This is a genomic window from Clostridium sp. 2218st1_F5_2218SCRN_220325 (assembly GCF_039062665.1).
Taxonomy (GTDB): Bacteria; Bacillota; Clostridia; order Peptostreptococcales; family Peptostreptococcaceae; genus Intestinibacter.
This window is the reverse complement of sequence record NZ_JBCLNH010000012.1, coordinates 43,368-58,608: the sequence shown is the minus strand read 5'-3', so window position 1 is coordinate 58,608 and position 15,241 is coordinate 43,368. Positions and strand designations below refer to the sequence as shown.

The 15,241-nt window shown below is 30.2% G+C and carries 13 protein-coding genes; 9 read left to right on the top strand and 4 right to left on the bottom strand.

Features of this window, described 5'->3' with window-relative positions; genetic code table 11:
• Positions 1–104 precede the first annotated feature (104 nt).
• The gene (locus tag ABCM86_RS08550; protein WP_343003845.1) at positions 105–1,577 is read right to left on the bottom strand and encodes a hypothetical protein; all 1,473 of its coding nucleotides are present in this window, start codon (positions 1,575–1,577) and stop codon (positions 105–107) included.
• A gap of 197 nt (positions 1,578–1,774) precedes the next feature.
• Between ABCM86_RS08550 and ABCM86_RS08545 the strand changes: the two genes are divergently transcribed.
• From ABCM86_RS08545 to ABCM86_RS08515, 7 genes are all read left to right on the top strand, one after another.
• Entirely contained in the window at positions 1,775–2,860 is a 1,086-nt protein-coding gene (locus ABCM86_RS08545) for an SIR2 family protein (protein WP_343003844.1), read from the top strand.
• A gap of 64 nt (positions 2,861–2,924) precedes the next feature.
• Complete coding sequence (locus ABCM86_RS08540) at positions 2,925–3,656, top strand: DUF554 domain-containing protein (protein WP_343003843.1); 732 nt, start codon at positions 2,925–2,927, stop codon at positions 3,654–3,656.
• A gap of 161 nt (positions 3,657–3,817) precedes the next feature.
• The gene (locus ABCM86_RS08535; RefSeq protein WP_195931807.1) at positions 3,818–4,687 is read left to right on the top strand and encodes a kinase; all 870 of its coding nucleotides are present in this window, start codon (positions 3,818–3,820) and stop codon (positions 4,685–4,687) included.
• 433 nt (positions 4,688–5,120) lie between these two features.
• Positions 5,121–5,621: an NAD(P)H-dependent oxidoreductase subunit E gene (locus ABCM86_RS08530; RefSeq protein WP_195931740.1), complete on the top strand. Its 501-nt coding sequence runs from the start codon at positions 5,121–5,123 to the stop codon at positions 5,619–5,621.
• Positions 5,622–5,633: 12 nt separating this feature from the next.
• A complete protein-coding gene (locus tag ABCM86_RS08525; RefSeq protein WP_307994291.1) occupies positions 5,634–7,520 on the top strand; it encodes an NADH-quinone oxidoreductase subunit NuoF in 1,887 nt (628 codons plus the stop codon).
• A 46-nt stretch (positions 7,521–7,566) separates the two neighbouring features.
• Entirely contained in the window at positions 7,567–9,372 is a 1,806-nt protein-coding gene (locus tag ABCM86_RS08520; protein ID WP_343003842.1) for an NADH-dependent [FeFe] hydrogenase, group A6, read from the top strand.
• A 436-nt stretch (positions 9,373–9,808) separates the two neighbouring features.
• A complete protein-coding gene (locus tag ABCM86_RS08515; RefSeq protein ID WP_295674912.1) occupies positions 9,809–11,119 on the top strand; it encodes an FAD-dependent oxidoreductase in 1,311 nt (436 codons plus the stop codon).
• A 121-nt stretch (positions 11,120–11,240) separates the two neighbouring features.
• On the opposite strand, the gene ABCM86_RS08510 is transcribed toward ABCM86_RS08515, so the two are convergent.
• Entirely contained in the window at positions 11,241–12,014 is a 774-nt protein-coding gene (locus ABCM86_RS08510; RefSeq protein WP_195931701.1) for a hypothetical protein, read from the bottom strand.
• 247 nt (positions 12,015–12,261) lie between these two features.
• Here ABCM86_RS08510 and ABCM86_RS08505 point away from each other — a divergent pair, with 247 nt between their 5' ends.
• On the top strand, positions 12,262–12,972 hold the full coding sequence (locus ABCM86_RS08505) for an N-acetylmuramoyl-L-alanine amidase (protein ID WP_307994058.1): 711 nt from the start codon (positions 12,262–12,264) through the stop codon (positions 12,970–12,972).
• A 402-nt stretch (positions 12,973–13,374) separates the two neighbouring features.
• Here the strand turns inward: ABCM86_RS08505 and ABCM86_RS08500 are convergent, their stop codons facing one another.
• Positions 13,375–13,671: a hypothetical protein gene (locus ABCM86_RS08500; RefSeq protein ID WP_343003841.1), complete on the bottom strand. Its 297-nt coding sequence runs from the start codon at positions 13,669–13,671 to the stop codon at positions 13,375–13,377.
• 70 nt (positions 13,672–13,741) lie between these two features.
• Positions 13,742–14,098, bottom strand: coding sequence for a serine hydrolase (locus tag ABCM86_RS08495; RefSeq protein ID WP_330605444.1), 357 nt, complete (start codon positions 14,096–14,098; stop codon positions 13,742–13,744).
• A 599-nt stretch (positions 14,099–14,697) separates the two neighbouring features.
• Between ABCM86_RS08495 and ABCM86_RS08490 the strand changes: the two genes are divergently transcribed.
• Positions 14,698–14,943, top strand: coding sequence for a hypothetical protein (locus ABCM86_RS08490; protein WP_295674903.1), 246 nt, complete (start codon positions 14,698–14,700; stop codon positions 14,941–14,943).
• Positions 14,944–15,241 lie beyond the last annotated feature (298 nt).

Genomic DNA, 15,241 nt, shown 5'->3' with positions numbered 1-15,241 from the left:
AAAAAACATCCATTTTATTTAGAACTATGTAACTTTAAATAAAAATGGATGTTTTTTTATATTACTTTGATTAGTTTTTAACTAAATATTTTAATAAGTAGACTCTATAAATTTTTTTCTATTTCATATAAAACCCTATCTCTATTTAGGGCATTTATGTATCTTATTTTAGTATTTTTGTCTTTGTTTTCAATCGCCTTATAATACATTGAGTGCGTGTTTGAGACTGTGTTTACAAAGATATATTCTTTGTTTTTTAATAAGGCTGTGTCAAAATTGTCAAAACCAGCATGTAAAAATACCCAGTTATTAAGGACTTCTTTCATAGAGTTTATCCATGATTCGGTCCCGCCTATACAGACTGCATTTAAGCTGTTTAATTTATTTATATCTACTTCTTTGTGGTTTCCGACTGGCGGAATATTTACATGTTCAGATAAATTAAACATTAAATTTCTAAGTTCGACTAATTCTTCTTTTATATGAGGTTCATTTTTTACCTCTTCTTCAAGTTGTTTATTTTTATTTTCAAGAAGTCTCAGCTTTTCTTTTAACTCTTCGTTTTCTTTTTCTAACTCAGTTTTAGTCTTTTTATATTTTGCCTCTAAGTCTGATTTTTCTTGAGTTATTTTAGTGATCATTTCATCTTTTTCTTTTAATTCTTCTTTATCTATATCAGCTATATCTTTAAAATATAGGCGTTTTGCATCTTTATATGTTTCTAATATCCTTTTTAATTTTGTAGACGATATTATATATGAATACAATGCGTCGTAGTTAGACTCTTCTACTTTTCCGCCACATTTAACCCAGATATTGATTAATTCCTGAATTTCTTCACTAGTACTGTGTGGCTTATTATTTAGAAGAGGTATGATATTTAAACCTTCTAATTCATATACATAATCTAGTGCATAGGCAATTCTGTGGTAGTCGTTGATTTTTTCTGTGTCTAGCTTTCCATAGCCTTTTTGAAAATCTAACTCACGCAGACACTTGGTCATATTAGGGTATTTGTGACACAAATTAGATTCGACTTGTCTAAGTTGTTTTCGTGTAGATTTATCTATATTAGAATACTTAAATGAATTTTGTATTAGAGGATTCATCCTCAAATTGACCATCTCTTGAAATGCTCTAAAGAAAAAGTCATCTTCATCTATTTTCTTGCCTTCTTTTTGGGCTAGGATTATTGCTGCGGCATAATTGCCGAGAAATTCTTCTTCAGGCATTAAGTCGGGCTTTATAGGCAATTCATTTAATCTGACGATATCTCCACTATTTTTAATAAGTAGATTTGCCTTTTTATAAGTCATTCTAAGTATATAGTAAAATTCTTTTTCTCCCCCAGAAGTAATAATTCCAAGTGCTTTTTTAAAATACATCTCTTCTTCTAATAATCTAGAATTTGCTAGATTGTAATATGAACAGTTTATAGAAAAATTATTGTATTTTTCTTTATTAGAATTGTATACTTTATCTATATATTTATAAGCTTGCTTTGTAGCACAAAGTGAAGTACAGACAAAATAATTAAGCCTACATTCATAGCTGTTTTTAATATTGTCTTCTTTCAAAATACACCTCCATAATATATTTATACTATATAAAAGATACCATATATATAAATCTTAAAAAAGTGTTTTAATTAAAAAAACTTAATAAAGGGAATTTATAAAATTTTCAATAGATATAATTTAATATGGATAATTATAATTTTAATTGTATAATATACTTACAAGAGAAATTATTTTTTGGAGGATTTAAAGCAGCTATGAATATTACTATTTTTTTAGGAGCAGGAGCTTCAGCAGCAGAAAATTTACCTATACAAAACGAAATATTTTTGCAATATTTCAAATATATATTGCCAGAAAATAAAAATAAAAAGATGAATAGGGAATTAGTAAAATTTTTTAAAGACTTGTTTTTTATTGATGTAGAAAATAATGATGCAGAAAATATAAATTTTCCAACATTTGAAGAGGTATTGGGAATACTCGACTTGGCAGAACAAAGGGGAGAGGCATTTAAAAATTATAAATCAGAAAGCTATACTGACGAAAATACGAGTATATCGTATATAAGACAGTCTTTGATAATGCTTACTGCATCAGCTCTTAACAATGCCACAAGAGGAAGTAATAGTTATCACCAACTTCTTCTTGAAAACTTAATAAAAGAAGATTTATTAAAAGACACTACATTTATAAGTGTAAATTACGATATACATATAGATAATGCAATAGCAAATTTATATGATGAAAATAAGTTTCCCATTATGCTAAATTACGGCATTGATTTTTCAAATTTCAAAATAGATACAAACTCATGGCAAAGACCAAAAGATCCAATGGTAAACTTATATAAAATCCATGGCTCTCTAAATTGGCTTTACTGTCCAATATGTAATAGTATCACGATTACGCCATTTGAAGGTGGAGTAATGAGAATAATTGAAAATATAAATCAAGCGAAATGCCTAAATTGTGGAGAGGTAACCGTCCCAATAATTGTACCGCCGACTTATTTTAAAAATATGTCAAACGTATTTTTAAGCACAGTTTGGAACAAATCAGAAATGGCTATTAGAGATAGCGACGTCATTGTATTTTGTGGTTATTCATTTCCAGAGGCGGATATGCACATAAAATATCTATTAAAAAGAGTTCAGACGAGCAGAAAAAAAGACAATCTAAAAGTAATCGTAGTAAATAATCACAGCAAAAAGAGAAGATCCATAAGAGAAAAAGAAAAAAATAGATATAAAAGATTCTTAGGTAAAGATGTAATTTATACGACATATTCATTTGAAGAGTTTGCAGACAATCCCAAAAAAATAATAGATTTGGCAAAATAATTAGATTTAATAAGAAATAATAAACAAATTATTAACAAAGTAATAGATATTAGGGTGAAATAATATGTTTGGATTAGGGGTTATAATAAATAGCGTTACAATAGTTATGGCGAGTTTGGTCGCATTATTATTAAAAAGATTAATAGTAAAACTTGACAAAAATAATAGGGTCGAAAAAATAAGCGATACTATAATGTCTGGGTTGGCACTTTGCATAATATATATGGGAATAAGCGGTGCACTAGAATGTAAGCACGTCCTAATATGTATAGTGTCTATGGTTGTAGGAGGACTTATAGGGGAGCTAATTGATATAGATAAGGGTCTTAATGGACTTGGAGATAAGATAGAAACTAAATTAAAGAAAGACAAAAAAGATGATTCGAGCGAGATGGTGTCGATATCACAAGGATTTGTATCTACTAGTTTACTGTTTTGTGTGGGGGCTATGGCAGTAGTCGGTTCATTAAACAGTGGACTGTTTGGAAATAACGACACATTATTTGCAAAATCAGCTTTAGATGGTGTTTCTGCGTTTTTATTCTCACTAACTATGGGGATAGGTGTACTTTTATCGGGGATAGCAGTTTTTATATACGAAGGGATTATAGCAAGTGGGGCATTTTTACTAAAGGGAATATTGTCAACTGCTGTAATAACAGAGATGAATGCTGTTGGGAGCTTGCTTATATTGGCACTTGGTATAAACATGCTATTAAAACAAGATATAAAAGTTGCAAACCTACTTCCAGCAATGTTTGTGCCGATAATATTTGGTCTATTGGGAGTAATATAGAATTTATACTGTAGTAGAAAAATAGGATTTTGTGTAGAATTTAGTCAACAACCATTAAAAGTTTTAGACAAATTTTGTATTTGAAAGGAAAATTAGTTATAAAATCAAATATAGTAATAGTGAGAAAAAATTGTAAACATTTTTACAAGGAGGTTATTGCTATGATCGTGTTTGATATAAACGGAGCAATGGTAAAGTTCGACGAAAAAAGAGATAATTACAATACTATACGAAAAACATTTTTAGAATATGCCCAAGATGCGAGTGAAGAATTTAAAAAGTACTGCAGTGAAAATTTGACTACACTTAGACGACTTAACGATAAATACTTAGTATTTGCCGAAAATTTAATAGACGATGCAGTAAAAAAAGGTGTAGAGATTTTAGTCAGTTACAATGTAATTGTCGTTGATTTTAATATTTTTAAAGAGAAATACTGCGAAAAATATTTCGACTTTAAGCTAATATATAATAATGCTATAAAAGAAAAGAGTTCTTTAAAAGATAAAAGAAATGTGTCTAAATTATTTGATATAAAGCCATTAGTAGATAAATTATCGAGAAGCTTGTATAGAGATTGCTTTAATATACACATGGCTGTCATAGATGCACTTTTAGAATATGGAGTAAAAGATGTGGAATCATATATAGATGGAGAGTCTATAAAACAAGCAAATGCGCTATTTAACAACTATAAAGACGGATTTATAAGCAAACCAGACAGCGCCAAAATAGTCCAAAAGATAATCATGGCAAATCCTTATAGAAAAGAAGTCTATGAGTATTTAGTAAAAGAAGATGGAGATTTTGGAGGAGAAATAGAAAGACTTACAAAATACCTAGGATACGATATAAGACCATATAAAGAATATCTGATGGATATGTATGTACAAGAACTTATTGATAATGACTCCAGAGATTTAGAGCTTTCAAAAGAAAAACTTCAAAAATACGCTAAATATATAGGGTGTGACAATGGAACACTCTATTTAACTAGAATAGATGCGATTTACACATTTGAAAACGTTTAAAAGCTAGCTTAGGCTAGCTTTTTTTAGCGCAGTGAATTTTGAGCAACGGAATCTCCGATTCGTTGGCGATATGAGCGCAGCGAATTTTGTTATTAAAATAACATAATACAAAACACAGTATTTATTTCCAATTTCCCAAAAAAACCACATTTTCAACTGAATTTATACTATTATATAGTTAGAAAGTTTAATTATAAAATTTATTATTAAAATGTTGTATAAAAATTATAAAAAAATATATTATTTATGATGATTATATTAAACATTTAAAATAAATTTAGACATAATAATTTTCTTTTTTAATTTTATATATTGGTGTAAAAACTAAAATCATATAAAATTAACTTAAAAAGGTTTGATTATTAACCTTATAATAATTTTTGTATAAAGACATACGAAAAGGTGTAGTTTAAATTTTTAAAGGGGGATTTTTATGTGCAATTTTGTTGAACAAAATAGGAAATTATTTGATGAATTAGATAATTTAATAAATTCATTAGAAGTAGCTGATGAGAGTGCATTGATATTTGTGCTTAAAGAGGCTCAAGGGATATTTGGTTATCTTCCAAAAGAAGTTCAACTCCATATAGCTGAAAAATTAGGAGTATCACCTTCTAAGGTATATGGTGTTGTTAGTTTTTATTCTTACTTCTCAACAAATCCAATTGGAGAATACAAGATAAGCGTCTGTCTTGGTACTGTCTGTTTCGTCAAAGGCTCAGATAAAGTAATGGCTGAATTTGAAAAACAATTAGGAATTAAAGCTGGTGAAACTACTGAAGATCTTAAATTTACACTTGAAGGTTTAAGATGTGTAGGTGCTTGTGGGCTTGCACCAGTTGTAGTTGTAAACGGAAAAGTTTACGGACAAGCAACTGTAGATGATGTTTCAAAAATACTAGATAATTATAGAAATTTAGAATTAAGCTGTTAGGGGGTACTTTTGATGAAAAAATTAAATACGATAGCAGAGTTAAAAGATGCTGTAAAAAAATATAAACCAATTCTCGATTTAAGAGAAAACCATACAGATGCTATACCAGATAAAAGAGATATACTAGTCTGTGGAGGTACGGGATGTACCTCTTCAGAGAGTTTACTTATTATAGAAAATCTAAAAGAAGAAATAAAAAAAGCAGGGCTTGAAGACCACGCAATGGTACATTTGACAGGATGTTTTGGATTTTGTGCAATGGGTCCAATCGTTAAAGTATATCCTGACAATGTATTTTACGTTCATGTAAAACCAGATGACGCAAAAGAAATAGTTGAAAGTCATATAGGTAGAAATGAAGTAGTAGAAAGATTATTATTTGAAGAACCTGCACTTGATTATAAAAAAGTTCAAAAACACGAAGATATGCAATTCTATAAAAAACAACTTCGTATTGCATTAAGAAACTGCGGTCATATAAACCCAGAAGACATCTCAGAATATATAGCAAACGACGGTTATTTAGCACTTGCTAAATGTCTAGAAGAAATGACTCCACAACAAGTAATAGACGAAATGAAAAAATCAGGCCTTAGAGGGCGTGGGGGAGCAGGATTCCCAACAGGATTAAAATGGGCAGCAGCTGCCGAAAACAAAAGATTAAACGGACATAAGTATATTGTCTGTAATGCAGACGAGGGCGACCCAGGTGCATTTATGGATAGATCACTTCTTGAAGGCGACCCACACAGCGTACTTGAGGCTATGGCGATTGCCGGATATGCAACAGACTCCGATATTGGATATATATACATAAGAGCAGAGTACCCACTAGCAATAGAGAGATTAAAAATAGCAATAGCCCAAGCAGAAGAGGCAGGCGTTTTGGGTGAGGATATATTGGGAAGTGGATTTAACTTCAAAATAGAATTAAAATACGGTGCTGGTGCGTTTGTCTGTGGTGAAGGTACAGCCCTTATCAAATCAATAGAAGGTAATCGTGGTGAGCCAATCGTAAATAAATACTTTCCAACTGAACATGGTCTATGGCAAGCTCCAACTACTGTAAACAACGTGGAAACGTTTGGCAACATACCTGCAATAATAAATAAAGGTGCTGAGTGGTTCTCATCATTCGGTACAGAAGATTCAAAAGGAACAAAAGTTTTCGCCTTAGGTGGAAAAGTAAACAACGTAGGTCTTGTTGAAGTACCGATGGGGACTACTTTAAGAGAAATCGTATACGAAATAGGTGGAGGAATACCAGGAGGAAAAGAATTTAAAGCTGTTCAAACTGGTGGTCCATCTGGGGGATGTATATCAGCAAAAGACCTAGACACTCCAATAGATTTCAAATCGCTAGCATCAATAGGCTCTATGATGGGTTCTGGTGGTATGTTAGTTTTAGACGAAACCGACTGTATGGTCGATATATCTAAATTCTTCTTAGAATTTACTGTTGATGAATCATGTGGAAAATGTACTCCATGTCGTATAGGAAATAGAAGATTGCTTGAAATATTAAATAAAATATGTAGAGGTAACGGTACAGAAGAGGACTTAGTTAATTTAAAATCATTAGCTACAATAATAAAAAATACTTCTTTATGTGGTCTTGGTAAATGTGCTCCAAACCCAGTACTTAGTACATTAAATTGTTTCTATGATGAATATTTAGCTCACGTTAAGGATAAAAAATGTCCAGCAGCTAAATGTAGCGCTATGTTAAACTTCGTAATAACTGACGATTGTATCGGATGCGGATTATGTAAGAAAAACTGTCCAGCAGAAGCAATCACTGGTGAAAAGAAACAAAAACACACAATCAATACTACTAAGTGCTTGAAATGCGGGGCTTGTATGGAAAAATGTAGAAAAGGCGCAATAATAAAAGAGTAATTCACAAATATCGCATATACCGAGTTTTTAAAGGAGGAATCTATTAATGAGTTTAATTAATTTAACTATAAATGGAAAAGCTGTTGCTGTTGAAGAGGGGACTAATATTTTAGAGGCGGCAAAAAAAGTAAATGTAAAAATACCTAACTTATGTTATTTACATATAGATGATATAGGATTTGACAATAGCTGTGCATCATGTCGTGTCTGTCTAGTAAATGCAGATGGAAGATTGGTGCCATCATGTGCAACACTAGCAAAAGAGGGAATGAAGGTACAAACTAATACACCTGAAATAATTGAATTTAGAAAAGGTGTAGTCGAACTTTTATTATCTGACCATCCACAAGACTGCTACACTTGCACAAAATGCGGAAATTGTGGACTTCAAGATATAGCAGTTCAACTTGGAATTAAGAAGATAAGATTTGAAGGTGAGAGATTAGAAAAATCTAAAGACTACAGCTCTTTTTCTATAATGAGAGACAACGACAAATGTATCTTGTGCAGAAGATGTGAGACAATGTGTAATAAAGTCCAAACTGTAGGAGTATTATCAGGAATTAATAGAGGATTTTCTACAGAAATCGGGACATTCTTTGAAACAGATTTAGCAAAAACTGAATGTACATTCTGCGGTCAATGTATAAATGTATGTCCAACAGGTGCATTACTTGAAAAAGACAACACAGACGAGGCGTGGAAGTTGCTTGCACAAAAAGATAAACCAGTTATGGTCCAAATCGCCCCAGCTGTCAGAGTTGGTATAAGCGAGGAATTTGATTTAAGACCTGGTACAATATCTACTGGCAAAGTCGTAGCTGCACTTAAAGAATTGGGATTTGACTATGTATTTGATACAAACTTCGCAGCCGACCTTACAATAATGGAAGAAGCAAACGAATTTGTAAATAGACTTACAAAAGGCGGCGACTTGCCTATAATGACTTCATGTTGTCCAGCGTGGGTAAACTTCTGTGAAAATCAATATCCAGATTTGACTAAATATTTATCAACTTGTAGATCACCACAAAGTATGTTCTCACCAGTAGCTAGATATTATTTTGCAGACAAAGTTTTAGATAAAAAGCCTGATGAAGTAAGCGTTGTATCTATAATGCCTTGTGTAGCTAAAAAATACGAAGTAAAAAGAAAAGAATTATCTCAAAACAACATATTAGATACTGATTTATCTCTTACTGTTAGAGAGCTTGCTAGAATGATAAAATCAGCAGGTATAGATTTGGAAAACTTAGACGAAGAAAACTTCGACAGTCCGCTTGGATATTCAACTGGTGCTGCTGATATATTCGGTGTTACAGGAGGTGTACTAGAAGCTGCACTTAGAACTGCATATACTTTTGTCACAAAAGAAGAATTAGCAGATGATGCTATAGAATTTAAAGCAGTGAGAGGGTTTGATGGAATAAAAGAGGCTACTATAAATGTAGCTGGTACGGATGTAAATGTTGTTGCTGCGTCTTCTTTAGGATGTGCTAGAAAATTGATGGACGAGTTGAGAGATGATATAAAATCAGGCAGAAAACCTAAATACGACATAATAGAGATTATGGCTTGTCCTGGTGGATGTGTAAATGGTGGAGGACAACCGTTTACACATGGCGACTACGAAAAAGTCAAAGCAAGAGGAGCAGGACTGTATACTATAGATAAAAATAAACCTCAACGTAAATCTCATGAAAATGAAGATATTAAAAAACTATATGATGAATTTTTAGGAGATATAGGAGGTCACAATGCTCATAAATATCTACACACACATTATTTTGATAAAAGCAAAATCTTTTCAAAAAAATTAAAGGATTTTAGCGAAGAGTGTCTAAATATATAAGTATATTAAAAATAAAAATGCAAATAGTTTATAAAATCGTGGCTGATATTAATTAGCCTTTAAGAAAATATAAACTTCTGCAAACTGTTGTTATTTTAAAGAAGAAGATGGTTTTTTAGCCATCTTCTTTGACATTTTTTACACTAGGGTTATTGTATACATTTATTTTTTTATTTCAATGAAAATCTCCTAAAGACTCTTCATATAAATAATAATTGTAAATGAAAGGGAAATGGAATATTTTGGGGGATTTCAAAAAAACGTTTTTTTATTTATAATAAATAAGGTATTATAGATAAAAAGAAAATATTTACATATTTATATTTTTATTGTTTGGGAATTCGTTTTCAGAATATTTACATTTAAAAATTTTAAGTAAAATAAAATCTTACTTAAAATATCAATTATTATATATTAAATTTAGGGGTGGTTAAAAATGAAAAAAGTAACATACTTAACAGAATCTGCAAAGAAATTTACAAAAGAAGAGGCTATAGCTGAAGCTAAGAGATGTTTACTATGTGAAGAAGCTTATTGTAATAAAAGATGTCCAATAAATAGCAATCCAAAGGAATTTGTAAAATTAGTTGCGACAGAACAATTCGAAAAAGCGATAAAACTAATCAGAGATAACAATCCTCTATTTTATTCAATATGCACAAGAGTATGTCCTTATGATAGTTACTGTGTAGGTGGATGTAGAAAAAGCGCGTTAGGAGACAATCCTATAATGATACCTTTTATCCAAAAATATCTAGTAGATTATTGTGATGCAAGTGATGAAGTGATAACAAGTGATCATATACAACCTAAAAAAGTAGGTCAAAAGGTCGCTATTATAGGTTCTGGACCGGCTGGACTTGCAGCAGCGGCAGTATTAGGTCAAAAGGGATATGAAGTTACTGTGTTTGAAGCTAAAAAAGAAGTTGGTGGATGGCTTAGCTATGGTATACCACCACACAGATTACCAAAAGAAATAATTCAAAAAGATTTAAAATATATAAAATCTCTAGATGTAGAGTTTAGAACAAGTTGTATGGTTGGTAGAGATATAACATTAGATGATTTGAAAAAAGAAGGGTTTAAATCATTTTTAATTTCTACTGGATTTACTATTGGTAGAGTTTTAAATATAGAAGGACACGAATTAGATGGTGTTACAGATGCTGTAAGTTTCTTATCAGAAGCAAAGGCAAACGACGGTAATATAGAAGTTGGAGAAAGTGCAGTTATAATAGGTGGTGGAGACGTCGCTATGGACTGCGGAACGACTGCTAAATTAACAGGATATAAAAAAGTGAGAATAATGGTTAGAAACTCAATTGAAGAGATGACAGCTAGTGCAAAAGAATTAAAATACCTTCAACAAGTGGGAGTTCCTATAATCGACTGGATGGATTCAGTTAGAATTGTAGGTAAAGATGGAAAAGTAGTTGGTATGGAATTTAAGGGAACAGACGACGATACTAAGCTATATGTAGAATGTGATAAAGTTATATTTGCAGTAGGTCAGATGCCGGGTGCAATCCAAACAATAGCTCCAGTAGATGTAGACGAAAGAGGAATGATTGTTATAGATGAAGACTTCAATACATCTGTAAAAGGCGTTTTTGCAGCAGGAGATATAAGCAAGGCAAAAGCAGACAAGACTGCATGTTATGCAACTGCATTAGGTAAAAAAGTCGCTGAATCAATAGATAAATATATGCAAGAATTAGAAGATAAAGTGAGTTCTGAGGCATTTTAATTTAAATATATGTTTTAAATAAATGTTGATATTTTTATATTTTATCATAAAAAAGCAGAGGTAGTATTACCTCTGCTTTTAGTTTGTATTTTATTAATTTTGTATGTTATTAATATTAATATTAATAACATCTTTTACAAGCGACATAACCAGCAGCCTCTGCTTGTTGTCTTGTCATTCTTATTGCACCTTCCATATTGTGAGCAGTCGGTGTTTTGTGGTATTTATTTGATTTAGATCTACCACCGTTACAATATACTATTTCACTGCTACCATAACTACTTGAGCTACTACCGCTATAACTGCTTGAACTATTTCCACTATAACTACTTGAGTTTTTAGAAGTGTAGCTACTTGAATTGTTAGAACTATAATTGCTAGAGCTGTTAGAGTTATTAGAAGTAGAGCTACTGCTAGAATTATCACTAGAAGTAGTAGTATTGTCAGAAGAATCGTTTGAATCAGTAGTACTGTCAGTTGCATCTTCTGAGTCTTTTTCTGTTGATGCTATCTTATCTTCTAGTGAACTTACTTTGCTTTCTAGTGTTGAAACTTCTTCATTTGATGAATTTAATTTAGCTTTTAAAGATTTGATTTCATCATCTTTAGAAGAAATTTTATTTTCTAAAGAAGTTATCTCGCTTTCTAAAGATGCTACTTTATTAGTAGAAGTTGAGTCAGAGCTGAGTACCTTTGAGATGTAGTCTAAGCTTGGAGCTACAAATAAGACACATAATACACCTGCTATTATAGCTTTTGGTATTTTTCTGTCTTTAATACTTTTAACTAAGAATTCACCTGATAGTAATAATAAAGTTATTGGCAAAATTAAAAGAGCTATAAGTCCTACTATTACTTTTTTACTTGAATTTAAGTTTTTGAATTCATTTAACATTAAATATTCCCTCCCCATATGTTATATAAATACAAAATAAAGTAAAATTGGTAATTTTACCTTATAGTATATATTTTAACATATTAATTTTATATATTACAAAAATTATTTAGTCATCTAAAAATAATATCTAAAATAGTGTCAAATTGTAGAAAAAATCATAATTATGTATAAAGTGGTAATATAAAGTGATAGGACTGTGCATTAGCCTATTGCTCCACTTTAAAAAAGGAAGGATTTGATGACTATGAGTAAATATTTAGTAGCTATTGATGCTGGACACGGAATGACTACTGGTGGTAAGCGTTCTGTAAAATTGTCTTCCGATTTGTATGTTAATGGAGTCTTAGTTAGAAAAAAAGGCGAAGTAATTAAAGAAAATGAATGGAATAGAGCAGTATCTGAATATTTGGCAAAAGCACTTACTAGATGCAATATTGGCTATATGTATACTGCTGATATGACTGGAAAAACAGATGTATCACTTTCTACAAGATCATATAAGGCAAATAAAGCAGGTGCAGATATATTAATTTCAAACCATTACAATGCAATTGGAACAGCGTCAGTTTGGCAAACAAAAGTAAAAGGATTACTTGTTTTACGTACAAAAAACTCTTCTTCAAAATCTATTAAATTAGGAAATCTAGCAGTAAAACATTTAGCAGCAGATATCGACTATGAATACAACTACGGTTTGATGAGAGATGTCGATATGAGCGGATTTACATTAGCTATTTTAAGACAAACAAATATGCCTGCAATATTGATTGAATATGGATTTATGGATTACGAAAAAGAAGCAAAACTTATGTTAAACCCATCACATCAAGAAAAATGTGCAGAAGCAGTTTGTAAGGCAGTTTGTGAGTATTTTGGGATGAAATACGTTTCTAAAACATCTACAGGAAGTAGTACTACAGGAAAAAAGGACTCTATACCTAAGAGTAATAGCTGATGAAGTAAATATACGTAGTGCAGCTGATTTTACTGATGAAAGTGTAGTCGGTGTAGTTAAAAAAGGAGGAGTATATACTGTTGTTGAAAAGATAGAGAGAACAGGAACAGATATGTATAAATTGAAATCAGGTGTTTATATAACTGCATCTACTAAATATGTAGAAGTTTTTGAGAGATAGTTTTAGATAAGAATTAGGTAAAATGATTATATAAAGTAAAAGTTATTAGAACAAGTAAAAATTATTAGATTAAGTAAAGGTTACTAGAAAATATAAAATGATTAGATAAAGTAAAACACAGTAACTATAAAAAGTATAAAAAAGCTAAGACTTGCTTTGCAGGTCTTAGCTAGTTATCAAATCTTAAATAGATTTATGTCACCAAAATTTTAATTAAAATATTATTCAAAAGCTGGTTTTATATAATGTTTAATCAGCTCTATTTTTTCTGAGGAATTTGGGACAAAGAATGCGGAAATAGCAATTACAATATTGTCCTTTGTATCTACATATATGCTGTTTCCGCCGTCTCCCATAGCTACAAAACTATGATCATCTAATATCCACCACAAATACCCATAGCTCAAATCTCCTAGATTTATATGAGGTGAAGTGCTTTCTTTTATCCATTTTGTAGATAAAATTCTTTTACAATTATACACGCCACAATTTAAGTATAATTGACCGATTTTAGCCATGTCTATTGTGCTTAAACAAAGCCCCCACCCAGCAGTATTTAAGTTGTTTGTGCCAGCTACCCAGTTGTTTTTATCTATAGATTATATATGGAGCATCTTTATATTTAAAAGGTGCTGTCATTGTGAGCATATCTTTTAAGGTGATATTTTCTATAGTTTTGTTTGATTTATCTTTTTTATAATCTGGAAAGAAAGCGAGAATTTTTTGATTTATATCTTTTATATAGCCCTTATCCAAAGCTATTCCTATTAAAAGTGAGATTATGCTCTTTGTGACTGAATAGATGTGGATTTTACTTTCTTTATTGCAGTTATTTTCGTAGTTTTCATAAACTAATTTGTCGTCTTTTAAAACGACAACCCCACATATATTGGGGTGATTTTTCTTTATTATATCTTCAAAAGTTTTCACTTTTTCTTTATTCATATTTCTACCTCCTATTTATTATAGGATTAATAGTAGTTTAACAAATGCATTTGATTTTGTGATTATCACATTTCACTATTTCCTTACAAAGAGTAATTTGATTTAAAATTTTTTACAAGAATTATTTTAAAATAACTTCTTTTCGATAGTTATAAGTGTATTTTTATACTAGATGTAGTATTTATTAGATATTATTTTATACATTATAAAAATATATGGAGGGTAATAAGTTGTGAAATAAAGCTGGACTAGGCAAAATAAATTATTAAATAAAAATAGATTTAATGAAATAATCAATCAAAAATATTTAAAATTTCGTATATATAAAAAGAGATTTTTATGTGAAAAATTAAAAAATAAAAAATAACATTTCTAACAAAAAATAAAACAAAGAAAACGATTTCAGATTTAAAATGTATAATTTTCAAAAATAAAGGTATGAAATTAGTAGATTTATGTCTACTATTTTTTTTTGCAAAAAATAACTCGATAAATCGTTAAAAATGTAGGAATTTGACTAACGAAAATTAAAGGAATGAACAATAAAAAACACGAAGTTTGTATATAAAAAAATTTATATTGTAACAGGAGGGATTAATATGAGAAGTTTCAATAATATATTAAGAGATGTTCATTTAGGTAAAGATGTAGATCCAAAGGAATTAAAGATGGCGCTATTACTGGCAGAAAATCAATTAGTTCTTTCTAACAAAGACATTATCAAATGCTTAGATACACACGCTGATAGAATTGCATTAGAAGGAGAAATAGGTAAGAACAGAAATAAACGCACTTTGCATCAACAAATTTCTATAGAAAAAGCTTTGGAAATCAATAATTTGTAGAATTATGCAGATAACTATGAATTTTAATGTTATAGATTTCGGAAACGGGCCTATTTATATTGTTTAAAGTTTGTTTAATTTCGATTTATTTAGATTAATATTTACAATTTACTTAATCTAGATTTATTTATACTGGGATTTAAAGTTTATTTATGCTGTGTTAGATAAAATTATAAAGTTATCTAACACAGCATTTTTTATAGATATTTTTATAATATATAGTAGTTTATATTTATTTATAAATTGTAGATAAATATATTTAAAAAATCTACATTTTTAAATGTATTTTAGTATAAAG